This is a genomic window from Bacillota bacterium LX-D (assembly GCA_031628995.1).
Lineage (GTDB): Bacteria > Bacillota > DUOV01 > DUOV01 > Zhaonellaceae > JAVLUO01.
Genome location: JAVLUO010000003.1, coordinates 114,956 through 139,079 on the forward strand (window position 1 = coordinate 114,956; position 24,124 = coordinate 139,079).

Here is a 24,124-nt window from a genome sequence, read left to right on the forward strand (position 1 = left end):
ACCTCCTAACTGCGCTGTAAAAAACCCAGACAAAATAAACAATCTTCGCCATCGGTTCTAGCCCTGGCAAAATGGGCCGGGCAAATATGAAAGCCTTCTTCATAAAGTCGTGCTAAATTATCATAGCCTTCCCCCGGCACTTGGCTTTTTTTGGCATATAGTTCTGCCCTTAGCTGGGTATTTTGATCCTCTAGAGCATAGACCCGCATTTTTAGTTCCCTAACTTCGTCCAATATGGAAGCTATTTTTTTTTCTAGCTCAATCACAGTTTCCGTCAGCTTCATGACATTTTCCTCCAGGGCACGCCGGTATTTCTAATGCTTTACCCTCGATTGTAATCATTGAAGTCGGAAATTCTTCGATTTGGTTATCTGGAAAAACTACTCTAACCTTTTCTTTGAGCAAGTTAGCCTCTATGACTTTGCCGCTGCCAATTGGGGTAGCTACCATGGTCCCAATCTCAGGTACTCTTTCCCTAGCTTTTTCATAGCAGTCATTCTCATATTTTAAACAACACATTAATCGGCCGCAGATACCTGATATTTTCGTAGGGTTTAGGGATAAACTTTGTTCTTTAGCCATTCTTATGGAAACGGGTTCAAAGTCCCCTAAGAAGGCGGAGCAACATAAAACCCGGCCACAGCAGCCAAGTCCACCAAGCATTTTAGCTTCATCTCTTACTCCAATTTGCCGCAACTCAATCCTCGTTTTAAAAATAGCAGCTAAATCTTTTACTAACTCCCGAAAATCCACTCTACCTTCAGCTGTAAAATAAAAAATTATTTTACTTACATCAAAGGTATATTCTACATCGATTAGTTTCATGGGGAGATGATGTTCAGTTATTTTTTTAGCACAGATTTGAAACGCTTCTTTTTCCTTTGCTTGATTTATTTTGGCCTGTTCTTTATCTTCCTCTGTAGCTACCCGGACAACTTCTTTTAATGGAGTTACGATTTCGTCCCCGTCTACTAGCTTTGGGGCAACTACAACTTCACCAAATTCAATACCTCTAGCAGTTTCCACAACAACTTTGCTATTTAAAGTTATATCAAATTCTCCGGGGTTAAAATAATAGATTTTCCCAGCTTTTTTAAACCTCACTCCTACAACATTCACTTTATTATCTCCCATACATCCTGCCCCTTTGATCTGATCAATTTTTACTTATTGTACATAGTTTTAAAAATAAAACATCTAAAGTTAGTCTTGAATTAGCATTCTGCTTTAATCTTTTTAAAGCTTGAGCAACAAGCATTATTGCCTTTTGAGCTATTAAACTGCAGCTCTCTCTATCTTCATAATTGTGTTGTTCTTCTAATAATAATTGTTGATTCTGGACTAATTTCAATTCCTTTGTTTTAGCCCAAATGAGCAGATCTCGATACCAGTAAAGCAAAAAGCCTAAAAAAACTTGTAGTTCATCGCTTTTTCCTAGTTGGGCACTTAAGTTTAATAATTCCAAGTAATTTTCTTGTCGGATCAGTTCCAGTACTTTTTTTAGCAAATCCACTTGATCTCCTTCAGCATTTTGCTGCCGGATTTTTAAAGCTTGGCTAACGCTGCCTCCCGCCAGCTGGCTTAAAAAATAGACTTCTTTTTCAGGAACAGCAAACTCATCCCGCAAAATTTCCTGAATTACTCCAGAAGCTAATAAGTTAAAGCGGACAATTTGGCATCTGGAAATTATAGTTGTCAGCAAACCATAGGTGCTGTCTGCAGTTAAGATAAATATAGTTTGGCTTGGAGGTTCTTCTAATATTTTTAACAAACTGTTTGCTGCTTCTTCCGTCATTTTATGTGCATCATTTATAATTATAACCTTATATTTACTTTCTAGTTGCTTAAAAGCACTTAATGCTTTAATTTCCCTAATTTGGTCTATTTTAATCGATGTTCCTTGAGGTTCAGTGAAATACAAGTCAGGATGATTGCCATGTTCGTTTTTCAGGCAAGATAAACAATGTCCACAATGGGCAGCGTCATCTCCACGATCTAAGCAGTGTAAGGAAGCTGCGAAAGCATAAGCAGTTGTCTTTTTTCCTGTACCTTTGGGCCCTAAAAATAGATAAGCATGGCTAATATTAGTGCTTTTTAAAACTGCTTCCAATTGTTCTATGGCCTGCTGCTGACCCTTTATCTGCCTTAAGTTTTTCATACTTCCTCCAAATGCAGAAAATCTTGCACCAAACTTCTAACTAGCCGGTGAATTTCTTCGATGGTACCTTCAGCCCCAATAATTTTAATTCTTTTCGGTTCTTCTTCAGCTAAAGCTAAATACCCTGCCCGCAGGCGGCGGTGAAAATCTAAGGATTCTTGTTCCAGCCGGTCTAAACATTGCCGGCCCTTATATCTGCATTTTAAACGTTCTAATCCCTTTGCAGGGTCTAAATCTAATAAAATAGTTAGATCAGGCTGGAGCCCAAGGGCCGCATAACTGTTAATCTGTTGAATTTGCTTTTTGTTTAAGCCTCGGCCAACACCTTGATAAACAACGCTAGAGTCGCTAAAGCGGTCGGAAATTACTATTTTACCAGCTTCTAAAGCTGGATAAATTAATTCCCCTACATGTTGGGCACGGCTGGCTGCATATAATAAAACTTCTGTCAGTGGCTTCATTTTAATGTTCTCCGGGTCCAGGAGCAAATCCCTTATTTTTTCAGCTAGTGGCGTTCCGCCAGGCTCTCTAGTTAATACTACCTGAAAGCCTAAACTCTGAAAATATTTAGACAAAAGATTTGCTTGGGTTGATTTCCCAGCCCCATCGGGACCTTCAATTGTGATAAATTTCCCCTGCAAAATAAGTTCTCTCCTTTAGTAGGATAGCATAAAATTAGTTATCTATGATTCTAACAGTTTTCAGTTCCGGGTCGCTTAACCCTTGCCACTGTATTTTAAATGCTTTTAGTTTGGCAATTGCTTCCATTAAATTAGCATCAATTAGCTCTCCCGGGCAGATTAAAGGGATGCCGGGAGGGTAGGGAATAATTGTTTCCCCGCAGACTTGTCCCTGTGCCTGGAACCAAGGAACCTTCTTTGATGAGCTAAAAAAAGCCTCTCTAGGGGGCACTATCACCTTAGGCAAAGGATATCCTTCGGTTAAAGATAGATAATCCAAACCGCTAAGCCTACTATCATTTGTTCTGTATATTTGACTAATTTCCTTTAAAGCTGTAATTAATTGCCCAATTGACTGTTCCTGATCGTTAATGGTAACCATGGCAAGAACATAAAACTCCTTTGCCATTTCCAAATCTATTTGATACTTCAACCGTAAAATTTGTTCTAATTTGTAGCCGCTCATTTGGCGGCAGCCAATTACCAGCTTAGTGGGATCATAATTTAAACCTAATTGCTGTACTTCTGCTCCAAGGCACCAAAAACCTTTTAGTTTATTGATTTCATCCCTTGCATACTGAGCTAGTTCCACAGTTTTACCGTAATTAATGTTTCCGGCCTCTAGCCGGTGCCGACAAGCATCTAGTGAAGCTAATAATATATAGGACGGACTGGTACTTTGTACCAGACCTAATGCTTCCCTTATTTTAATTTTATCTTCAGCTTTACTAAGGTGCAGCATTGCTGTCTGAGTTAAAGAACCTAAAGTCTTATGAGTTCCATGGACTACAGCATCTGCCTTTAATTCTAGAGCAGATGGAGGAAAAGCAGTATGGAAATAAAAATGGGCTCCATGGGCCTCATCTACAATTAAACGCTGTTTACTCCGGCAGGCAATTTCCCTTATTTCTCCTAATTTGCCAGCTAAACCTAAGTAAGTTGGATTAGTTAGGCATAGTGCAGTAATATCCTTGTTCTCCCTTAGTGCGGAGATAATATCTTCTTCCCTAGGAGGTAAGAAAATTCCAGCTGCTGTTATTTTAGACTCCAGGTAAACAGGAACAGCGCCACTTAAAATCAGCCCATTTAAAACTGATTTGTGGGCTATTCGAGGTACTAGTACTTTGGACCTAGGCGGGCAAAAGGCCAGCATAGCTGCTTCAATGCCTGCAGTTGCTCCATTAACTAGAAAGAAGGTAGCTTCAGCCTTAAATAGTTGAGCAGCCAGTGTTTCTGCTTCTCCAATTACACCTTGAGGCTGATGTAAGTCATCTAATCCGGGTATTTCTGTTAAATCTGCCTGAAAAACTTTTGCACCCAGGAGCTGCTCCAGCCTTGAATTATTAAGAAAACCTTTATGTCCTGGCATATGGAACCTAACCCGGTCTTGTCCAAGATGCTCCATAATTTTTTCCACCAAAGGCATTTTTATTTCCATTCCTGAAACACCTCTTTAATTTAATAATTGTACCATATTGGTCAGGAACATGCCACGCTTTGCAAAAGTAACAAAATTTTTTGCAAAGTATGTGAAAAAGGAGGGATACTATATTCTTAGGAGAATAATTTTTATAAATTAGATGGAAAGGAGCTAAAAAATGATAACTGACTTAAAGTATAATGAACTTGCAGCGGAGCTGCTTGAACAGCTGCCTAAAGGAGCCTTTTTAACTGTAAAAAATCAGGATAAAACAAACACAATGATTATTGGCTGGGGTAATATCGGTTATATATGGAAAAAGCCCATTTTTACGGTTCTCGTTAGATATTCAAGATATACATATCCTTTGTTAGAAAAAGCCCAGGAATTTACTGTTAGTGTCCCTCTTAAAAAAGATCTAAAGAAAGCCATCGCCTTCTGTGGATCCAAATCAGGCAGGGATTTTGATAAATTTAAGGAATGCAATCTGACTCTAGAGCCGGGGAAGGTTCTGGAAACACCCATTATTGGAGAATGTGAATTGCATTATGAATGCAAGGTCATTTATCAGCAAGCTATGGAACCTGCTTTACTGGATAAGGATTGCAAAACCAGTATGTACCCTGAAGGAGACTATCACGTTATGTACTTTGGAGAGATAGTAGCCTGCTACAAAAAAGAATAGACTCATAAAAAACTCCTTGCCCTCAAGCAAGGAGTTTTTTATGGGCAAACTTTACTGCCATAATTTTTTTAGTTTGCCCATATACAAGGCATATTTATCATCAGTAGTTTCTAAATTTGTTAATTCCAAGGAGCATTGGTGGCAAATAAAAATTCCCTTTATTACCACACCGCCTATTATCCCATCGTTAGGAACTGAATCACAAATAATACAGCGCGGCAGCAAATTACTAGCTTCAGTCATTTTATTCACCTGCTTTTCTGACATTAATTGCTTAGATAGATAAAGCAGGTTCGCACAAAACCTGCTTTATCCAGTGTAGCCTGCTAGGAATCCTGTTAAAACTAGAGCTGCAACTAATGCAATAATTGAAGCAATTGTCGGGGAATAATTAATAACCCCCTGTTAATATATTGCCCTTTTTGAGAAGTGTTCATACTTCTAATTTTTTGGGGCTTGGCTGCTGTGTTGTATTCCATTTACATCTACATAATAATCGTTTTGATAAATTAATTCTGAAACAGGTACAATTTTAAAGCCTTTCTTTTGTAATTCTGCTATGATAGGGCCCAATGCTTCCGGAGTGTACTTACCGTCATTATGAAATAGTACAATACTTCCATTTTTCACTTTTTTTAGGACTCTATTTTGAATTTCATTAGCTGATAGGTTTTTCCAGTCCAGGGAATCAACATCCCATTGAATAACATGGTAGCCCAGACGTTGAGCAACAGTTATGACTGTGTTATTATAGCTGCCAAAGGGTGGCCGGAAAAGAATAGGTTTAAATTTAGTCAGTTTGTAAATCATTTCACTGTTCGCAGTTAATTCCTTTTCCATTTGCTGCTCTGACAGTTTCTTGAAATCAGGATGAGTGGTAGAATGTAACCCTATTTCATGTCCTCTCTTAACAATTTCCTGGGCTTTGTCTGGGTATTCTTTTAGCCAGATATTAACTAAAAAGAAAGTTGTTTTTACTTTATATTTGTCTAATATGTCCAATATTTTGGGAGTTCTTTCAGCTCCCCAGGATGCATCGAAGGAAATGGCAACTTTCGGCTCTTTCGTATCCACGCTATAGATAGGATGAAGTTTTTTTATTCCTGTTACAAAACCAGCTAAAGTTTCTGTAGACCCAGCAAAAGGACCGCCAGTCAAAAACCCGCCAAAAACAAGTAAACTAATGCCGATCACAAGAAGTCTCAAGGATTTGCGGCGTAATGCAAAAACTCTCATGCTTAATACCCCCTAGAAATTAAACCCTAGTGCATTCTATTGGATTTAACCTTTTGCTATGCCTGTTGGGAAATTTTACTCAGGTTTTGTCATTACAATTTTAACTATAAGCTAGAATATTCTAGTTTGTGGTTGTCGCGTCTGTGCTTGTCCTATCTGTGCCGCTATTTTCAGTTTGACTTGATGAATCATACAATATATATATATTATATCAAAAGTTCGTCCTAAAATATAATAGGAAAACATGCTTATTTAAATAGACAGATTAGTATTTATTTTTCTAATCGAACTTCCTCTGACGCTTCCTGAGCATTGGGAAAACCTTTGTCAGCAATGTCGCTAATGATCATGTCTTTACTTTAAGTCTTTTATGTAACTCCAGCCCAAAATAGATTAAAATTATAACTCCGATAATGCCTATTCCCCCAATGAGGCTGGGAACTTGTCCGGCATACAAGGGAGAAGTTGCTAAAACAGCGGCGATTAGAACAATAGCTAAAAATGTTCCATAAGGATATCCAGGTACTTTATATTTTAACTTTTCCGGGCATTCTCTAAGTACTTTTTGCCGGTAAAAATAATGAGTAACAGAAATAGTCAGCCAGTTAAACATGGCTAAAAAACCGCTGGCACCTAGTAAAATAATAAATGCTTGACGAGGCAATACATAGGATAAAACAGCAGTTAAAGATAAGACTAAGCTGCTCACTCCCACTGCATAGATAGGTACGCCCTGCTCATTAGTTTTCATAAATAAGGCAGGAGCCTGTTTTCCCTTCCCTAAAGAATACAACATCCGAGATGCGCTATACATTGAGGAATTTAAGCCCGATAGAGATGCCGAAAGTACAATAAAATTTAAAATCATTCCAGCGTAAGGTATTCCATAGCTTTGCAACACTGTGACAAAAGGGCTCTGGGCTGTGGAAATCTGTTGCCAAGGAACAAGGAGCATTAAGAATAATATGGCCAGTACATAAAGGGCAGTCACAGTGCCGGTTATAATATAGATAGCCGGAGGTAAATCTCTTTCCGGCCGATTAGTATCAGCCACAGCCAGCCCAATGATGCCTGTTCCGGTAAAAGAAAATAACACAATGAGCATGGCTGCAAATAAACCATTGAACCCATGAGGTAAAAAATCATTTAGGGAGGTAAAGCCGTGGCTGGAAACGTTTATTTCAAAAGGAAGCAGCCTCAATACGGCTAAAATACCAAAGAGTATAAAAAGCACTAAACTAATTACTTTCACAGAAGCAAGCCAAGTTTCAATTCTACTTAAGCCTCGCACATCGGTAAAATTAAAAATAGTCATGATCAAAGCAAAAATTAGACAAAAGATCCACAGGGGAACTGTCGGAAACCAAAAAGAAGTATAAATGGCTGCAGCAGTAACTTCGCTAGCCATACCTAAAAGACCGCTGCACCAAAACATCCAACCGTTGACAAAGCCTACGCCTGGGCCAAAGACTTCCGCAGCATGAACTCGAAAAGAACCTGGCGCTGGATTAACAATAGACATTTCGGCAATAAACATTACCTCCAGCAACATAATAAACCCTCCCAGCAAATAGGCCAAAAGGGCTCCTGGCCCTGCTAAAGAGATAACGGTACCGCTGGCTAGAAAAATGCCTGAACCAATAATATTTCCCAGGGCCATAACCACAAGATGCTTTAAGTCAAAACCTTGCAAAGACTGCTGCTTTTCCAAATATTTTTCACTCCTACAAATTTGCCTTTCACCATAAAAGTGTCCAATTACAGCTAGAAATATAATGTAAAAAAATAGCAACAATAGAGTCGCGGGAGCTGAGGGCCTGCAGAGAGCAGCACTGCAGATAGAGCAGTGCTAGAGCTACTCAGACAAAATAGGATCTGATTTCGGCGCTTGAACATCTTTTCCAAGTTTTTTTAGCTCAAAATAAACAAAGGATGCAGTTAGCATAACCGACAGTAAATCAGCAAGAGGTGCTGTCATCCAAACCCCCTCTGCACCCCAAAAACGAGGTAGAATAAGTAACAGGGGTATAAATAATAATAACTGCCTGGAGAGGCTTAAGATAGCAGATTGGACTGCTTTCCCAACTGCTTGGAAATAATGGGAGCCAATTATTTGAAAACCAACTACAGGAAAAAGTGCTAAATATACATGCATAGCGTGGATAGTCAGAGTTGTCAGTTCAGTATCCCCTTTACTAAAGAGGCCAACAATTTGGCTAGGCCAAATACTAATCATCAAATAACCGATTAAAGCTATACAGGTACCGGCTATAGCTGCTTTTTTAAAAGTTTCTTTAACCCTGTCAAACTGCTGTGCCCCATAATTATAACCAATAATAGGCTGTGCCCCTTGGCTTAATCCTAAAATGGGCATGAACAAGAGAGTGGAAATACTCAGCATAATTCCCACCGCCGAAAGGGCCAAATCACCACTATAAAACATTAATGTTTTATTTAAAATCAACTGCTGAATACTATTGGCAACCTGCATAGCGAAGGGCGCGAAACCAATGGTCATAATGCTTACTAAAACAGGTCCTTGCAGTTTTAAGTTTTTTAGCCTTATTTTCACCAAGCTTCTGCCGATAAAGAAATAACTTAAGACCCATGCTGCTGAAATAAACTGGGCAATTACAGTTGACAAGGCAGAACCTTTAATCCCCATTCCTAATTTAAAAATAAAAATATAATTGAGAATACCATTAATAACTGCTCCAATGATCTGGGTGCTCATAGCCATTTTAGGGTTACCTTCAGCCCGAATAAAATTATTCATGCCCATACTAATTGAGCCAAAAACAGAACCCAACATAATAATGTGTACAAAATCTTTGGCATAGGGAAAGACAGCCGGACTAGCCCCAAAAACACTTAAAATAGGTTCTGTAAACAGCAGAACAAAAACTGTCAGTATAGCCGGCAATAGAATTAACATGGCCATAGCATTACCTGCTACTTTTTCAGCTTCTTCCTTTTTTTGTTCCCCCAAACGAATGGAAATAAGGGCAGTGGCACCAATCCCAATTAAAACGGAAACTGCCATCAATATAATCATAATTGGGAAGGCAACTGTAGTAGCGGCAATAGCCATAGCTCCAACTCCACGTCCTACAAAAATTCTATCTACAATATTATATAGGGAATTAACTAACATCCCGATAATAGCAGGTAGTGAAAAACTAAACAACAAACTGCCTATCTTTTGGTCTTGCATTGCTTCTGAACGATCCATAGTAAAACCCCTTTTTATAGTTTTTGCAAAAAATTAACTACGCTTTTTAAATTAAGCATAAAGTCTTCTATTTCTTCCGGACTAACCCCGTGAAAAATATTCGAAAAGCCGCTGGTGAGCTCTTCAATAGCTTGGTCCATTTGCTCTCTTCCAGCCCTAGTTAGAAATAACAAGGTTTTTCTCCGATCATCAAAGTCTACCACACGTTTGACGAGACCCATTTCCTCCAACTGATCAATAATTGTAGTCAGCCCTCCCTTTTCTAGGTCCAGCATTTTACCTAATTCTGTAGCAGTTAAGCCATCATGCTGGTATAAAATGTGAATTGTTTTGCCATGATTTTTCTTTAGTTTAGGTTCAAATTGAAAATGTCGCCGAAAATGTGCAATAAATTTTTCATGAAAAATACCCATAAACTTAAACATAAGTGAATGCAATTCCTTAGCTTGTTCCAGTTCCATTACAGCACCTCTTAAGTAGTCATATTCCCAACGGTCATAATTATGACTGTTAGAATTATTACTATATTTTAGCTAAGAACTAGAGCACTGTCAATGTGGCTGTAGATAATAGTATAGACTCCTGCCCCGGCATTCAGCGATCGTAGGTATTTACTAGGCGCTGAAGCATCATATTTACTGCTTTTTGACTTTTAGGCAGCCAAAAACCAGCTGCCATTATTGGAAGCCGGGATTAATTATTCTCAGGATAAAGCTAATTAAATCTAAAAAAGGCAGCAATTAAGCCGCCTTTATTTCATTTCCATCCTTCCCAATCTGCTTTCTTATCAATATACAATTGGCCTGTAGTGTCCAGCTGAGCTACAAATACTCTTTCGGGGCTAGTAGAAGGCAATTTTTTAAAAGCAGGGATTTTATTTAAACACCTTCAATCTTAAACTTGCAAATTCTTTATTTTGCTATTAAGAATTTTAGCTAAGCTCTCAAATTCCTCAAAAAATACAGCTATAATATCTCCTTTTTGAGCATATTCCAGAGCTTTAATTAAAGCTATCTCTTCCTCTAAAATAATTTCTAAAAAGGGATTTTTTTGAGCTGCTGCTTCGTATAATAAATTAGCTACCTCTGTCCTTTTCCTTCCACGAAGATTTTTATCTTCTTTAATAATTAAATAGTCAAAAGATTCCCCGCACAGTTCACCTACTTGCCTAATATCCTCATCTCTGCGGTCACCAGGTACTCCAATTACTCCGATCATTCTATTTGGTTGAAGATTTTTGATTCCTTCAATAGTAAATTTATAACCATCAAAGTTATGTCCATAATCTAAAATTACTTTAAAATCTTTAATTTCATAGATATTAAATCTTCCAGGGTTTGTCCGCTCATCAGAGTAAAAACTCTGCATACTTGTCTCAATTTGTTCCAATGGCAGTCCAAAAGCTTTTAATGCTCCAATAGCTGCTAAGCTGTTATAAATGTTATGTTTTAAACTGCCGTTGAGAGTTGCTGGAATATGTTGTACTTTAATAATTTTCTGAGCAACATGCCCGTTGGAGTAATAGATGTACTCCCCACTTTGGTAGATAACTTCTCCTCCATTTTGGACATGTTGTAATAAATAAGGATTTTGAGGCCGGGTTGAGTATAAAATAATGTTGCTTTGGGCTTTTTCTTTCACCTTCATAACCCATTCATCATCCGCATTTAAGACACATGTCCCATTTTTATGCACTGCTTCAATCACTAAGGATTTAACATTTAACAAATCTTCCAAGGAGTTAATATTATCTATTCCTAAATGGTCATTAGTTAAATTTGTAAATACTGCAATATCCGCTTTTTCATAAGCTAAGCCATCCCTCAAAATTCCTCCGCGAGCAGTTTCCAAAACGGCTATATCCACCAGCCGATTATTTAAAACCTTCTTAGCACTTCTGGGTCCAGTAGTATCTCCGTATTCTAAACAATTATCATTAAAATATATACCGTGGGTTGTTGTCATCCCAACATTATATTTAGCCTTTTTTAAAACATGCCCGATCATTCTAGTAGTTGTAGTTTTGCCATTAGTTCCGGTAATGGTAATTAAGGGAATGGAAGCTGGCTTCCCTGGCGGATAAATCATGTCCAAAATAGGAGCAACAATATTTCTGCTTTTCCCTTTAAATGGTTTTAAATGCATTCTAATTCCAGGTGCGGCATTAACTTCAATAATTGCTCCCTGATTGGTTACTAAAGGAATTGCTAAATCGGGGCTAATAATATCTATTCCGGCAATATCCAATCCGATAGCCTTGGCCGCTCTTTCTGCCAGCTCTTTATTTTGGGGGTGAATTAAATCTGTACAATCAATAGCCATACCTCCTGTGCTCAAATTAGCATTAGCCCTTAAATAAACTAATTTGTTCTTGGCAGGAATTGAAGTAATAGTATACCCTTGCTTTGATATAAAATCTTTCAGCAAATCATCTACTTCTATTTTAGTAAGGGCTTTTTCGTGTCCGAAACCCCTTAGTTCATCTTGGTTTAATTGGTCAATTAGTTCTTTAATTGTGCTCTTTCCATCTCCCTTGATAAATGGTGGAACACGTAAAGCTGCTGCTTCTGCCTTCCCATTGATTACTAAAACACGATAATCCTTACCTTGGATTTGTTTTTCAATTATAATATCATCTACATCGTTGCTTAACATCAGCTTAAAAGCATTGCTGAGCTCAGCTGGGGAACTTAGATTTGTACATACGGAATGTCCTTGATGTCCGCTATTGGGCTTTAAAACTAGTGGATATCCATATTCTTGAGCAAAATTTAAAGCATCGTCGACTGTTGCACATCTGCAGCTTGGGGGAGTTGGAATAGAAACTTCATTTAAAAGATACTTAGTCAAAGTTTTATCACAAGCTATATCTACAGCCACGCTGCTAGTATTTTCATAGAGAGTGGCAGCTATAATTTTTTGATATTTGCCGTAGCCTAAACGCAAAATCCCACTATTATCTATATCAGAAACGGGAATTCCTCTTTTTCTAGCTTCTTCAGCAATTGCTCTGGTACTAAATCCCATTTCATAATTTAGGCATGTTGTCTTTAATCTGTTTAGTTCGTTTTCCCACTGAATTTCACAATCCATAATTAATTGATTAATTATATTAATGACTGTTTTGGCACATTCCTCCCCAACTTTTGGATGTTTACAGCCATAAATAATTTGATATACATCATCATTGAGCTGTCTTGTTCTGCCAAATTTACAATCATAACCCAGCAAATACTGCATTTCCAGACAAAGGTGTTCTGTAACATGGGCTAAGTAAGTTCCCTCTTGCAGCCGTCGAATAAATCCTCCCCGGCAGCCCAAGGAACATTTATGTTCCACAAGCCCGGGGAACATTTTAATAATCCTTTCGTTAAAATTCTTTAGTTCCTTAGTTGGTGTATCTACTAAATCTCCTAACTTAACAATCATTTGAACAGTTGGTTTATAGCTAAAAATATTGGGTCCGTCAAAAGATGTTAAATGTTGTATTTCCAAAGGAATTCACTCCTATTGTTTTCTGTAACTATTTTGCTAGAATTTCTAAAGAAATATTTTTGAAATTATAAGGAATGTACCCAACAATAGGAAGTGTAATTAATATCATGATAATGTTGAAAAATCCTAATTTAACAGCTGTTTTTGTAAGCGCCATCTACAGGCGCGTTTTTTATGCAACACAATCTTAACAATACTTCTTTATTTATTAACATGTCCTTAATATTCTCTTAACAGTAGGACTGCATAATTATACTCAAGAAAAATTTAAAGGGGTGTAATAATTTGTTAAAAAAAGCAAGTAAAATCATGACAGTAATGATGCTTCTAGGTATTCTAACAGCAGGTTTAGTTGGCTGCGGCGGCAGCAAAACTGAAGGCGGCGATAATGGAGCCTCTGAGGAAAAGACCACAATTACTGTAGCAGGTTCTACTTCAGTCCAACCTGTAGCACAGGAATTAGCAGATGCTTTTATGGAAACACATCAAAATATCACAATTAATGTTCAAGGCGGCGGTTCCGGCGTAGGTATTGAATCTGCTAGTAACGGTGCTGCTGACATTGGTACCTCTTCTCGAGAATTAAAACCCGAAGAAAAACCTTTAAAAGAATTTGCCATTGCTAAAGATGGTATTGCCATCGTTGTTAATCCGCAAAACAGTCTAACTGATATTAGCAAGGATCAATTACAAAAAATTTACGCTGGTGAAATTACTAATTGGAAAGATATTAACGGTAAAGATGCTCCCATCGCCGTTATCACCCGTGAAGAATCTTCAGGAACCAGAGGAGCTTTTCAGGAATTAGTAATGGGTAAAGATGCTCAGGGCAATGAAATTCCCATTGTCAACAGTGCTATTGTACAAAATGGCACAGGTGCAGTTAAACAAGGAGTTGCCACAAATGCAAATGCTATTGGCTTTATCTCCCTAGGTGCCATTGACGATACCGTAAAAGCCGTCTCCATTGATCAAGTAAAACCCTCTAAAGAAACAGTACTCGCTGGAACTTATAAGTTGCAAAGACCCTTCTTATTTTTAACAAAAGAGGAACCTACAGGTGCTGTGAAAGAATTTATTGATTTCGTCTTAAGCCCAGAGGGTCAAAATATCGTAGGCAAGGAATTCATTGCGGTAAAATAAAAAAGCTTAGACTATCTTGCTCTTCCTATAATAACTAACTACTTTATTCAAAACAATTAGCAACAAAAGCAATAGGTTCTTAACGAGCCTATTTGCTTTTGTATATTTAGCAGAACTCTAAAGAGGTGGAGAATTTTGCAAAAAAATTTTTCCGAAAAAATAATTGAAAAGGTTATTTTTACTAGTGCTCTAACTGCTATCCTGGCAGTATTCTTAATTATTCTTTTCGTATTCCAAAAAGGGTTGCCAGCAATACAAGAAGTTGGTTTAACAAATTTCTTACTAGGCAAAGATTGGCTTCCTTCATCCAATGTTTTTGGTATTTTCCCTATGATTATTGGTTCTATTTATGTGACATTAGGTGCACTTATTTTTAGTATTCCTTTGGCAGTACTCTGCGCTCTCTTTTTAGCTGAATTTGCACCTACTAAAATTGGTAGAATTGTACGCAGCGGCATAGAGTTACTGGCAGGAATTCCTTCAGTTGTTTACGGTTTTTTTGGCATGATTGTAATCGTGCCCCTAATTAGCCGTGTCTTTGGAGGTTTTGGCTATAGCTCTTTAGCCGGTTCGGTGATTCTAGCCATTATGATTTTACCGACAATTATTAGCGTTGCTGAAGATGCTATTAACGCTGTTCCTCCAGCATATAAGGAAGGATCTTTGGCTTTAGGGGCAACCCATTGGCAAACAATAACTAAAGTTATCCTTCCAGCTGCCAGCTCAGGTATTTTAGCCGGAGTAGTCTTAGGTATGGGGCGAGCTTTAGGGGAAACCATGGCAGTGATTATGGTTATCGGTAATGCTGCCAAACTACCCGGCTCATTTTTAGAGCCAGTTAGAACATTAACTGCCAACATCGCCATGGAAATGGCTTACTCATCAGGCCTCCATCGGGAAGCACTTTTCGCTACAGGTGTAGTGCTGCTCCTAATGGTTATGTCCCTGAACATTACACTTACCCTGATTATGAAAAGGAGGGTCCTGGCCAGATGAGTACTATGGACGCTAAAGAAATAAATTATCAATCTAACCTTACTGAGCCAAAAGGAGGATCAGTTGGGTTAAGCATTTCTCGCTTTGAGCTGCGTTACCTAACTGAGAAGTTAGCAAAATTCTTGGTTTGGTCTGCTGGTCTTGCCACGATAGGAATTCTTTTGATCATTATTGGCTATATCATTAAAAATGGCTTTCACGTTGTCAACTACCAGTTTCTTTTTGACAACCCCAAGAATATGGGACGCAGCGGAGGTATTTTCTCCACCATCGTCTCTACAGTTTATTTGACCGGATTTGCCATCTTAGTTGCGGCACCTGTAGGCATTGCCGCCAGTATCTATCTGACTGAATATGCTAAAGAAAACTTCTTCTTAAAAGTTATCCGCTTTGGCACAGAAACATTAGCTGGAGTCCCCTCCATCGTTTTTGGTTTGTTCGGTTTTGCTTTTTTTGTTGTTTACCTGGAACTTGGCTGGAGCTTGCTGTCCGGTGGATTAACCTTGGCTCTGATGATTTTGCCAATTATTATTCGGACTACGGAAGAGGCCATAAAAAACGTGCCTAATGCTTATCGGGAAGGAAGCTTGGCCTTAGGTGCTACGAAATGGCACACCATTAAAAATGTTGTACTGCCTGTGGCTCTACCGGCAATTATGACCGGGATTATTTTAGGTATCGGCCGGGCTATTGGGGAAACAGCAGCAGTTGTTTTAACTGCCGGCAGTTCCTTAGGTATTCCCAGCTCTTTGTTAGACCCAGGGCGCACTATGCCTGTCCATTTATATATTGTTTCCTATGAGGGTATTTCCATGGACAATGCTTACGGAACAGCATTTGTGCTAATTGTCGCTTTATTCTTAATGAATCTTTTAACTAATAAGCTTATTAAACGTTTTACCAACCCAGCAGCATAGGAGGATAAAAATGAACACTGCATTTGATATTCAAAACCTCAACTTGTACTATGGTTCGAAACAAGCCTTAAAAAATATTAATCTACCTCTCTTGCGCAACAAAGTTACTGCCCTCATTGGGCCTTCCGGCTGTGGGAAATCAACTTTTCTACGCACTTTAAATAGAATGAATGATTTAATTGTAAATACTAAAATCCAGGGCAAAGTCCTTTTTCATGGGGAGGATGTATACGATTCCAAGGTAAATGTAGTTGAACTGCGCAAACGGGTAGGCATGGTTTTTCAAAAGCCCAATCCTTTTCCTAAGTCTATTTACGATAATGTGGCCTATGGCCCTCGGGCCCACGGCTTAAAGAAGAAAAACTGTTTAGATGAAATCGTGGAAAAAAGTTTACAGGCAGCGGCTATTTGGGATGAAGTTAAAGACAGGTTACAGGATTCAGCTCATGCCCTATCTGGAGGGCAGCAGCAAAGGCTCTGCATAGCTCGGGTTTTAGCTGTGGAGCCAGAAGTGATTTTAATGGATGAACCCTGCTCTGCTCTTGACCCTATTTCTACTTTAAAAATAGAAGAACTGATTCAAGATTTAAAGGAGAATTACACCATTGTTATGGTTACTCATAATATGCAGCAGGCAGCACGGGTTTCGGACTACACCTCTTTCTTCTTGAACGGGGAAATGATTGAGTATGATGAAACTGAAAAGATTTTCACTACACCAAGGGACCAAAGAACTGAGGACTACATTACCGGCAGATTTGGTTGATACTTTGGGTTAAATTTTAGGAGGAGGATTAAATTGACTGTACGACATGTTTTCGAACATGACTTAGATGAGTTAGGTTTGTTAATTAGTAAAATTGGAGCAGCCGTTGAAAAAGCAGTAAGCCGATCTTTAGAGTCCTTAAATAACCTGGATGTAGAATTAGCGGAAAAAGTGCTCGTCGATGACGATATTGTAGATAATCTTGAACTGGAAATTGTAGAAAAGGGCATGCGCTTACTAGCCTTGCAGCAGCCAATTGCCAAGGATCTGCGAACAGTAAGCACTTGTTTAAAAATCGCCACTGATTTTGAAAGAATAGGGGACCATGCCGGGGATATTGCTAAAGTAACTAAACACATTACAGGCACACCTATCTTAAAAATGGAGGAAATAGATCTTATTGCTAACTCATCCCAAGTCATGCTTAGAATGAGCCTGGATGCCTACACTTATCAAGATGCTGAATTAGCAGAAAAAGTAATTGCCAAAGACGATGAAGTAGATGATTTATTTACCTTAATCCACCAAAAAACGTTGCAAGTAATGAAAAAAGAACCTGACATAATTGATTTTGCCGTTGGGCTCCTGTCTGTAGCAACTAATTTAGAAAGAATTGCCGACCATGCTACAAACATTGCCGAGGGTGTCATTTATTTAAAAACCGGGAAAAGGGTTCCCTAGCAGTCAAAAATCCTAAGCCGAAATAAAGGCTTAGGATTTTTAACTATGTAATAATAATACTATGCAAATAACACGGATATACTCAAAATGTTATTTAAAAATTAACTTTCCGCCGTGCAAGGAGTAACTAAATGGTATTGTACAAATGGAAACTACGCCGTTTGACTGATCGCAGTAATAACCATTTGCGTTGGGGCCATTTAAGTAATAAGTATTAATATTAGCTATTATATAATCAATAAACACGTATTTTTTATGATATCTGGTTTTACAAATAGAATAATTTTTAAAATACGTATTCATTTGCAGTAGCTTAAATAGCATTTAAATAAATTGCTAATCCTAATAATATAGGAAATGCAATTAATCCACCATCGTATTTTTTAAGTATGATTACCCTGATTTTTTATCACCCTTAGAAATAAAACAATATAATAATTCGAAGAATATAATGGCAAATATTATACAAACTGCTGTGTCACAATAAGTAAGATATTTGCTATATAAACTACCTTTTTCTCCAAAGAACCTAGAAAATGCTGCAAAAAATGTCTCAAGTGCTGATGTTAAATATATTATAATCAAACATTTTCTATCTGTATTACGACGTATAACAGCAGTATATATTAAAAACAAACTTAAACAGAAAATAATATATATTGGTGTTGGCCAATATCTAAAACCCATTTTGTCTAAAGTCAGCATAACTTCCCGTACTTTTTGTAGATTTAACATTAGAATGGCTTGATTTCGAACTTACTTTTGACATAGTGTTAATCCTCTCATAATTAAAAATTTTTATCTTTATCTTAAGTAAGTAAATAGAAATTGCTTACTTTTTTTACATTTTATCTAACAAATTAAATTAAGAACAGTAAAAAATGTCGAATATTGAATAATTATACATATTTTCACTGTGTTAGATTGAGCTTGTTTAAATATACTTAATAAAGCACCACCTACTAAAAGCTTCCATAAAAAATAATCTTAGGCTCAATTAACCAGGACCTAAAGTACGGGATGGAAAGAATTTGAAACATATTGAAATAAGCCAATCAGCATAAGTAAAACTGCCAGAATCAAAAGTGATCTGTATAAAAGTAAATTTTACAAAATAAAAAGACTTACCACGTAAGCCTCAAAAAAATGTTGTTGTTCTGTTTTTAAAATGCATTAACAGCCAGTATTTGTTCTAGATCCATTGGAATTTTTTAGTATTAATGTGGATGTATCAGCTTTTTTTATTTCATCATATGTTACCTTATAAACACTGGCAATTTGCACATTGCTATCCAGATGCCGCAAAAACGTATCCAATTTTGACTCTTCAACCTCAATCTTATGCAATTTATTTTCTTTGCCACCATGAATGTTGCTCTTTTTGTAATAGTATATTTTCACTCGACTAGTCATCATTTTCACCTCCCTTTTTTATAACGATAAAACATTTAAGTTAAAATTATACTTATATTACTGTTAAGATAGTGTGAATATTTAAAAACAAGCATTTTTATCATAACCCCCGGGTGAGTACTTCATTAAAACTGCCTACCCGATAGCCTTCTAAATCCATAGTTACATACTGGAAGCCTTGTTCTTTCAACTTAGCGGCAACTTGATCAAGAAGATCTTCATCAAACAATTTTTTTCTATCCTTTTTGGCTACTTCGATTCTGGCTAGATTTCGATGACATCTTATTCGAACTGCTCTAAAGCCTAGACTCATCATGAACTTTTCAGCCTGTTCAATCTTTATTAAATCATCTGCTTTTACTTCATCTCCATAGGGCAGCCTTGTTAAAAGGCAGGCATAAGGTGGTTTATCCCAGGTGCTTAATCCCAACTCTTTGGATAAACTTCTTATTTCTTCTTTCGTTAATTTACACTCAAAAAGAGGGTTTTTGATATTTAGCTCCTGCAATGCTTTTAACCCGGGCCGATAATCACCCAGATCATCAAAATTTGTCCCGTCAATAACGTAACTATAACCTTCATCCTGGGCTAACTCCTTAATCATTTGAAAAACTGCTTTTTTGCAAAGGTAGCATCTATTTTGAGGATTATACCTGATCTCAGCAATAATTGGCACTTCAATAATTGTATGAGCTACACCTATTTTTTGAGCAAAATCTTTGGCCTCAGCTACCTCCCATTGGGGAATATAGGGTGAAAGAATTGTTACTGCTTTAACCTTATCTCCTAGGGCTTCCTGAGCCGCTTTCAGTAAAAAGGTACTGTCTACTCCTCCGGAGAAAGCTATTACCACTTTTTTCATTCTTTTAAGATCTGCAATTAAGTTTGTATATTTATCTTTAATGGTCATAAATATCCTCTCTATTATTCACATGTTTTTTTCCAATAATGACATACTGTCTATTCTACTTTAAGTCTGACTAGTAAATGCATAATTGCTTGTTGCTAAAATTAAAGTTCCCAATAAAGATAGACAAGTAAAATTTAAAGATTTCTTTTTAATCATTAAATCAACTCCATTTATTTTTATGTAAATAGACGTAAATTTTATATTTTTGTTTCACTACTAACTGACCATTTTTAACCTTTGCAATACTTCCTAAATATATTTATTTAGTTAATAGTTAGAAATTTATTAGTTTAATAACAATAGCAGCTGCCTAGCCGAGCCTTGCATTCTTTTTTCAACCGACTTGCAGCTTCACCTATTTCAATTATGCTTTTAAAATTATTACCCTGATAATTTAAAACACCAATTGAAATAGTAGTTATGGGATACTTCTCTTCTTTTCCCTTTCTATTCTTGGCTAAAATATAGCCTCTCTTTTGATCTTCATCTTTATAATAATGTCTAACCTTTAGATCGAAAGAATCGATTATTGCTTGGCACAGTGTATTTATGGACACATTAAGCCCATAAATAATCGCAATAAAATCATCACCCCCGATGTGTCCTAAAAAAGACTGCTTAAAAGAAAACCTTTTCATGTTCTCTAAAATTGTCCTGGAAGTTAACTGAATTATTTTATCTCCATTTTCAAAGCCATAGACATCGTTATATGCCTTAAAATTATCTAAATCAAAATATAAGATATAACATTGGTCTTGTTGGTTTAAAACTTGTTCCAGTTCTTTTTCGATGCACAAATTACCGGGCAGTCCTGTTAAAGGGTTGGCATTGCGAGCAATATTTAATTCGATTTCAGTTATTTTTTCCAGCAAACGATTGATTGTAACTATACCCGCATAGTTATCATTTTTGGTCACAATTACGTAATCGTATAAATTATCTTCACGGCGTGTTAGGGCTAATCTGGATACAGAGTTAATTGAAGCATTGCAATCAACAATTAACGGGTGCCTGTCCATAACCAAGGAAACAGGACGTTTCATATAGATAGCTGCGCCATACTGGCTGGCAAACCGTTGATAAAATTTATTCCGCATAATCAAACCTACAGGTACTGCTCCATCTACAACAGTTATCCCTTGCAAGTTTGCATTGTTTTGAAAAACTTCATTGACCTTATAATTAGGCATACTTTCCGTAATACAAATGTCAAAACGCATTATTTCCCAAACCGGTATGTTCAAAGACGACATCATGGCGTGCTTGCCTTTAATAGCTTGTTGCCGACAAATTAAATTTTTCATATCAGCTGTGAGTTTAGCCGGCACTTGAGATGGTTTATGCAAGTAGAATCCTTGACCCAAAGTAATTCCAATATCCATTAATGTGTTTAATTCGTCAACGGTTTCAATGCCCTCGGCAATAAGTTTGATGGACGTATCCATAGAAAAATCGCTAATACATTTAAGCAGTGATTTGCGCAAAGGATCTTTATCGATATTGCGGACTAATTCCAGATCAATTTTAATAAAATGGGGATGAGTTTCGGCAATCATACGTAAATTAGAATAGCCGGACCCCATATCATCAATAGCAATTTTATAGCCCTGTCTGGCATAATTGTCTAAAGTGTTTGTAAAAGTAACAAAATCTTCCACAATTGTTTTTTCTGTAATCTCAAAAATTAATTGACTGGGTTTAAGGTTATTTATTTCCAGCATTTCTTTCGTAAAACCACTTTTGAAGCGGGGATCTTTGACCACATTAGGATCTACATTGAGAAATAAAAGTTCTTTAATGCCAAATTGACAGGCTTTTTCCAGAGCCTTCCTCCGACACAAAAATTCGATTTCAAATAATAAATTATACTTTCTAGCTGTGGCAAAAAGCATCTCCGGTTTTTCCAAGTCTGTCCCCTTAGGGCCGCGGCTTAAAGCTTCATAACCAGTAACTTCTCCATTCAGCAAATTAATAATTGGTTGGAATACAATCTCTATCGACTCGTCCTGAATAATTTTTATTAAATCAGAATGCAACTGTTCTTCACGCGTAATTCTGGAGTTTTGCAGGGGGTTACTGCCAAAAAAATTTAGCATGGGACTTACACTCCTTGAATATAAAATTTAATATTTTTTAGCAGATTTCAAATCAAACCTAGAGCTATAAATGCCAAGCTACACCAAGTCAGTCAAGTTAAATTTCAATGTGTCTTTATTCATAGTTTGGGACAACAGTTGTAACTCCCGGGAAAAACCTGATACTTTTCCCGCCAGCCGGACATGTTCATTGGTTATTCCGGCTACTTCCTGAGCAATAGTTTTAATCTGCCTAGAAACTTTATTAATAGCTGTAAACATTTCTAATATCTCGGAGCTATAAGCAGCACTTTTATTAGTAAACTTAGTCACGGACTCTGCCTGCTGTTTCACCTTGCAAATAGAATCGGAAATTTGCTTCATCAAGCCGCTGACATTAGTAATCGTATTTACACCATCTTGAACGTCCCCTCCTGTTTTCTTAACAATTACTGTTAACTCTTTAATCTTAATTTGAACATTTTTAATATGCTCATTGATTTGTTGGGCCGCCCCTGATGATTGTTCCGCTAAACTTCTTATTTCCTCGGCAATAACGCCGAATGCAGCTCCCGAAACCCCCGTTCGTGCTGCCTCAATGGATGCATTTAACGATATGATACTCGTTTGAGTTGAGATTTCATTAATAAAGGCCGTGATTTCTTCTATGTATTTAGAGCTTTCCAAAAGATCATCAACAAAAAGAGTTAAATGATCTAGTCCGTCTGCAATTCTTTGCATTTTTCTCACTGCTGTATGGGCACTTTTATTGCTTTCTAGGGTATTAGCCTCTGTTTCAGCAATTAAATCATTTACGCTAGAGATTTTTTGATTTATTTCGTTTAAATTGTGATCAATCTGTCCTAAATCCCGATTGGCTGTTTCAATACTATCTGCTTGATCCACAATACCATCTGTAAGGATCTGTACTTTATTGGAAATACTAGTAATATCATCTACAATGGAGCTAGAGGTAACAGACATTTCCTCACTTGTCGCAGCTACACTTGTCGAAGCTTGCGTAATTTTTTCAATCATTTGTCGCCAACTAGTCACCATAGAATTAAAGTGCTGTACCAGAAGGTTTATCTCGTCAACGGAATTTTTCTGATCTATCGGCGTTAAATTACCTTCTGCTAATTTTTTCGTAGCCTTAATTAAATCTGCAATGGAAGCTGCCAGGTTTTTGGTAATTTTAAAACTGCTGCCATAGCTTAGCACAAGGGACGTAACCGTAATTAAAATAATGAGCAGCAAAGAATTATTGCTGATAACTGCTACTTGGCGGCTATTTTTATTCATTTGCGTTTCCTGAAGTGCAACAAAATTTTGACATGCTGTTACTATTTTATTGCTCAAAGGAATAACATCATGGATAAAAGTAGTAATGGCCACTTCATCTTGTCCTGCTTTCTTAATAGTAATAACAGTTCTCTCAATAGCAGAAAATTGAATTTCTGCAGTTAAAACTTCTGCGCTAAATTTCTGTTCCTGACTAGTTTTTAAAAATTTTTTGGCCTTACCTTCCCAAATCTGTTGTTCTTTGACAGCTGAATAATATTTCTCTAAATATACTTGGTCATTAGTGTGTAAATAATATTGGAAGTAATTTATTCTTTCTAACATTTTGCTTTGAATCATTTTAGCTGCCATGACACCTTGGTAAGTATGATTAATAAAGGTATTGTTCAGAGCTTTTATTTGGGAGATGGAAAGAATAGAGCTTGCTGTTATACACAGAGTTAGGGAAAAAATGATGATGTAACTTAAAGCAATTCTTGTCTTGATACTTTTGAAACTTATTTTCTTAAATTTTGCCCGAAGTTTTTTGAGCAAAGAAATTAGATATTTTGTAAGCGGTATTTGAGAAACTGAAATTGCTATCTTCAGTTGAATTCTCCTCCTTGAATAAATGTTTAATTCAGCATAATTTAAAATGTTTGTAGTCACCTTAAGTTTTTGTTAAGATTATATTAAATAAGGTAAATTTTACAAAATAAAAAGACTTACCAAACGTAAGCAGCTTTTTTTATTTCATCATATGTTACCTTAAACACTGGCAATTTGCACATTGCTATCCGGATGCCGCAAAAACGTATCCAATTTTGACTCTTCAACCTCAATCTTATCAATTTATTTTCTTTGCCACCATGAATGTTGCTCTTTTCGTAATAGTATATTTTCGCTCGACTAGTCATCATTTTCACCTCCCCTTTTTACATTGTAGATAAAAGCAATCTATCAAACTGTTCTTTGTTGATTATCATATTTCCAGATAATTCTCGCATTCGGTCAACTCCTGCTATTAAATCCTTCA

The 24,124-nt window shown here is 36.9% G+C and carries 22 protein-coding genes; 6 read left to right on the plus strand and 16 right to left on the minus strand.

Annotation, left to right across the window (positions count from 1 at the left end):
• Nucleotides 1–5 precede the first annotated feature (5 nt).
• Genes RDV78_04450 through RDV78_04470 form a run of 5 tightly spaced genes read right to left on the minus strand, consistent with a single transcriptional unit; the run spans nt 6 to nt 4,276 of the window.
• Entirely contained in the window at nt 6–284 is a 279-nt protein-coding gene (locus tag RDV78_04450) for a DNA replication initiation control protein YabA (protein ID MDS1029758.1), read from the minus strand.
• A complete protein-coding gene (locus tag RDV78_04455) occupies nt 259–1,134 on the minus strand; it encodes a stage 0 sporulation family protein (protein ID MDS1029759.1) in 876 nt (291 codons plus the stop codon). The genes RDV78_04450 and RDV78_04455 overlap by 26 nt, the downstream gene beginning before the upstream one ends.
• A 22-nt stretch (nt 1,135–1,156) precedes the next feature.
• Nucleotides 1,157–2,158, minus strand: coding sequence for a DNA polymerase III subunit delta' (holB, locus tag RDV78_04460; protein MDS1029760.1), 1,002 nt, complete (start codon nt 2,156–2,158; stop codon nt 1,157–1,159).
• Nucleotides 2,155–2,799, minus strand: a complete 645-nt coding sequence (tmk, locus tag RDV78_04465) for a dTMP kinase (protein MDS1029761.1) — start codon at nt 2,797–2,799, stop codon at nt 2,155–2,157. The genes holB and tmk overlap by 4 nt, the downstream gene beginning before the upstream one ends.
• Before the next feature lie 34 nt (nt 2,800–2,833).
• Complete coding sequence (locus RDV78_04470; protein ID MDS1029762.1) at nt 2,834–4,276, minus strand: aminotransferase class I/II-fold pyridoxal phosphate-dependent enzyme; 1,443 nt, start codon at nt 4,274–4,276, stop codon at nt 2,834–2,836.
• A 160-nt stretch (nt 4,277–4,436) separates the two neighbouring features.
• Here RDV78_04470 and RDV78_04475 point away from each other — a divergent pair, with 160 nt between their 5' ends.
• On the plus strand, nt 4,437–4,943 hold the full coding sequence (locus tag RDV78_04475) for a flavin reductase family protein (GenBank protein ID MDS1029763.1): 507 nt from the start codon (nt 4,437–4,439) through the stop codon (nt 4,941–4,943).
• Between the two features lie 51 nt (nt 4,944–4,994).
• Here the strand turns inward: RDV78_04475 and RDV78_04480 are convergent, their stop codons facing one another.
• From RDV78_04480 to cphA, 6 genes are all read right to left on the minus strand, one after another.
• Nucleotides 4,995–5,186, minus strand: coding sequence for a sigma factor G inhibitor Gin (locus RDV78_04480; protein MDS1029764.1), 192 nt, complete (start codon nt 5,184–5,186; stop codon nt 4,995–4,997).
• 198 nt (nt 5,187–5,384) lie between these two features.
• The gene (locus tag RDV78_04485; GenBank protein ID MDS1029765.1) at nt 5,385–6,179 is read right to left on the minus strand and encodes a polysaccharide deacetylase family protein; all 795 of its coding nucleotides are present in this window, start codon (nt 6,177–6,179) and stop codon (nt 5,385–5,387) included.
• A 346-nt stretch (nt 6,180–6,525) separates the two neighbouring features.
• Entirely contained in the window at nt 6,526–7,890 is a 1,365-nt protein-coding gene (locus RDV78_04490) for an amino acid permease (protein ID MDS1029766.1), read from the minus strand.
• A 144-nt stretch (nt 7,891–8,034) separates the two neighbouring features.
• Nucleotides 8,035–9,411, minus strand: a complete 1,377-nt coding sequence (locus RDV78_04495; GenBank protein MDS1029767.1) for an MATE family efflux transporter — start codon at nt 9,409–9,411, stop codon at nt 8,035–8,037.
• Nucleotides 9,412–9,425: 14 nt separating this feature from the next.
• Nucleotides 9,426–9,872 carry a MarR family transcriptional regulator gene (locus RDV78_04500; protein ID MDS1029768.1) on the minus strand — a complete coding sequence of 149 codons (447 nt, stop codon included), beginning with the start codon at nt 9,870–9,872 and terminating at the stop codon, nt 9,426–9,428.
• A 433-nt stretch (nt 9,873–10,305) separates the two neighbouring features.
• Nucleotides 10,306–12,906, minus strand: coding sequence for a cyanophycin synthetase (gene cphA / locus RDV78_04505; GenBank protein MDS1029769.1), 2,601 nt, complete (start codon nt 12,904–12,906; stop codon nt 10,306–10,308).
• 285 nt (nt 12,907–13,191) lie between these two features.
• On the opposite strand from cphA, the gene RDV78_04510 reads away from it, so the two are divergent.
• From RDV78_04510 to phoU, 5 genes are all read left to right on the plus strand, one after another.
• Nucleotides 13,192–14,049: a phosphate ABC transporter substrate-binding protein gene (locus RDV78_04510; protein MDS1029770.1), complete on the plus strand. Its 858-nt coding sequence runs from the start codon at nt 13,192–13,194 to the stop codon at nt 14,047–14,049.
• 132 nt (nt 14,050–14,181) lie between these two features.
• Nucleotides 14,182–15,045 (plus strand): phosphate ABC transporter permease subunit PstC, encoded by an 864-nt coding sequence (gene pstC, locus RDV78_04515; protein MDS1029771.1) that lies wholly within the window; start codon nt 14,182–14,184, stop codon nt 15,043–15,045.
• Nucleotides 15,042–15,962 carry a phosphate ABC transporter permease PstA gene (pstA, locus tag RDV78_04520; protein MDS1029772.1) on the plus strand — a complete coding sequence of 307 codons (921 nt, stop codon included), beginning with the start codon at nt 15,042–15,044 and terminating at the stop codon, nt 15,960–15,962. Before pstC ends, pstA begins: the two co-directional genes overlap by 4 nt.
• 10 nt (nt 15,963–15,972) lie before the next feature.
• Entirely contained in the window at nt 15,973–16,728 is a 756-nt protein-coding gene (pstB, locus tag RDV78_04525; protein MDS1029773.1) for a phosphate ABC transporter ATP-binding protein PstB, read from the plus strand.
• Nucleotides 16,729–16,761: 33 nt separating this feature from the next.
• On the plus strand, nt 16,762–17,409 hold the full coding sequence (gene phoU, locus RDV78_04530; GenBank protein ID MDS1029774.1) for a phosphate signaling complex protein PhoU: 648 nt from the start codon (nt 16,762–16,764) through the stop codon (nt 17,407–17,409).
• A gap of 1,173 nt (nt 17,410–18,582) precedes the next feature.
• Here phoU and RDV78_04535 read toward each other — a convergent pair.
• The 5 genes from RDV78_04535 to RDV78_04555 form a co-directional block, all read right to left on the minus strand.
• Entirely contained in the window at nt 18,583–18,825 is a 243-nt protein-coding gene (locus RDV78_04535; GenBank protein MDS1029775.1) for a hypothetical protein, read from the minus strand.
• Between the two features lie 97 nt (nt 18,826–18,922).
• Nucleotides 18,923–19,732 carry an ATP-dependent sacrificial sulfur transferase LarE gene (gene larE, locus RDV78_04540; protein MDS1029776.1) on the minus strand — a complete coding sequence of 270 codons (810 nt, stop codon included), beginning with the start codon at nt 19,730–19,732 and terminating at the stop codon, nt 18,923–18,925.
• 290 nt (nt 19,733–20,022) lie between these two features.
• On the minus strand, nt 20,023–21,828 hold the full coding sequence (locus tag RDV78_04545; GenBank protein MDS1029777.1) for a GGDEF domain-containing protein: 1,806 nt from the start codon (nt 21,826–21,828) through the stop codon (nt 20,023–20,025).
• Between the two features lie 78 nt (nt 21,829–21,906).
• Nucleotides 21,907–23,460: a methyl-accepting chemotaxis protein gene (locus RDV78_04550; protein MDS1029778.1), complete on the minus strand. Its 1,554-nt coding sequence runs from the start codon at nt 23,458–23,460 to the stop codon at nt 21,907–21,909.
• A 353-nt stretch (nt 23,461–23,813) separates the two neighbouring features.
• The gene (locus RDV78_04555) at nt 23,814–24,008 is read right to left on the minus strand and encodes a hypothetical protein (protein ID MDS1029779.1); all 195 of its coding nucleotides are present in this window, start codon (nt 24,006–24,008) and stop codon (nt 23,814–23,816) included.
• Nucleotides 24,009–24,124: the final 116 nt, after the last annotated feature.

Excerpts from the sequence above, each read along its gene's own strand:
- larE (MDS1029776.1), bottom strand. The coding sequence starts at position 19,732 with ATGACCATTAAAGATAAATATACAAACTTAATTGCAGATCTTAAAAGA.
- pstB (MDS1029773.1), top strand. The coding sequence starts at position 15,973 with ATGAACACTGCATTTGATATTCAAAACCTCAACTTGTACTATGGTTCG.
- pstA (MDS1029772.1), top strand. The coding sequence starts at position 15,042 with ATGAGTACTATGGACGCTAAAGAAATAAATTATCAATCTAACCTTACT.
- RDV78_04550 (MDS1029778.1), bottom strand. The coding sequence starts at position 23,460 with ATGGCAGCTAAAATGATTCAAAGCAAAATGTTAGAAAGAATAAATTAC.
- RDV78_04475 (MDS1029763.1), top strand. The coding sequence starts at position 4,437 with ATGATAACTGACTTAAAGTATAATGAACTTGCAGCGGAGCTGCTTGAA.
- RDV78_04480 (MDS1029764.1), bottom strand. The coding sequence starts at position 5,186 with ATGACTGAAGCTAGTAATTTGCTGCCGCGCTGTATTATTTGTGATTCA.
- RDV78_04455 (MDS1029759.1), bottom strand. The coding sequence starts at position 1,134 with ATGGGAGATAATAAAGTGAATGTTGTAGGAGTGAGGTTTAAAAAAGCT.
- RDV78_04470 (MDS1029762.1), bottom strand. The coding sequence starts at position 4,276 with ATGGAAATAAAAATGCCTTTGGTGGAAAAAATTATGGAGCATCTTGGA.
- RDV78_04450 (MDS1029758.1), bottom strand. The coding sequence starts at position 284 with ATGAAGCTGACGGAAACTGTGATTGAGCTAGAAAAAAAAATAGCTTCC.
- RDV78_04485 (MDS1029765.1), bottom strand. The coding sequence starts at position 6,179 with ATGAGAGTTTTTGCATTACGCCGCAAATCCTTGAGACTTCTTGTGATC.
- RDV78_04535 (MDS1029775.1), bottom strand. The coding sequence starts at position 18,825 with ATGATGACTAGTCGAGTGAAAATATACTATTACAAAAAGAGCAACATT.
- RDV78_04495 (MDS1029767.1), bottom strand. The coding sequence starts at position 9,411 with ATGGATCGTTCAGAAGCAATGCAAGACCAAAAGATAGGCAGTTTGTTG.
- RDV78_04500 (MDS1029768.1), bottom strand. The coding sequence starts at position 9,872 with ATGGAACTGGAACAAGCTAAGGAATTGCATTCACTTATGTTTAAGTTT.
- RDV78_04545 (MDS1029777.1), bottom strand. The coding sequence starts at position 21,828 with ATGCTAAATTTTTTTGGCAGTAACCCCCTGCAAAACTCCAGAATTACG.
- RDV78_04555 (MDS1029779.1), bottom strand. The coding sequence starts at position 24,008 with ATGATGACTAGTCGAGCGAAAATATACTATTACGAAAAGAGCAACATT.
- holB (MDS1029760.1), bottom strand. The coding sequence starts at position 2,158 with ATGAAAAACTTAAGGCAGATAAAGGGTCAGCAGCAGGCCATAGAACAA.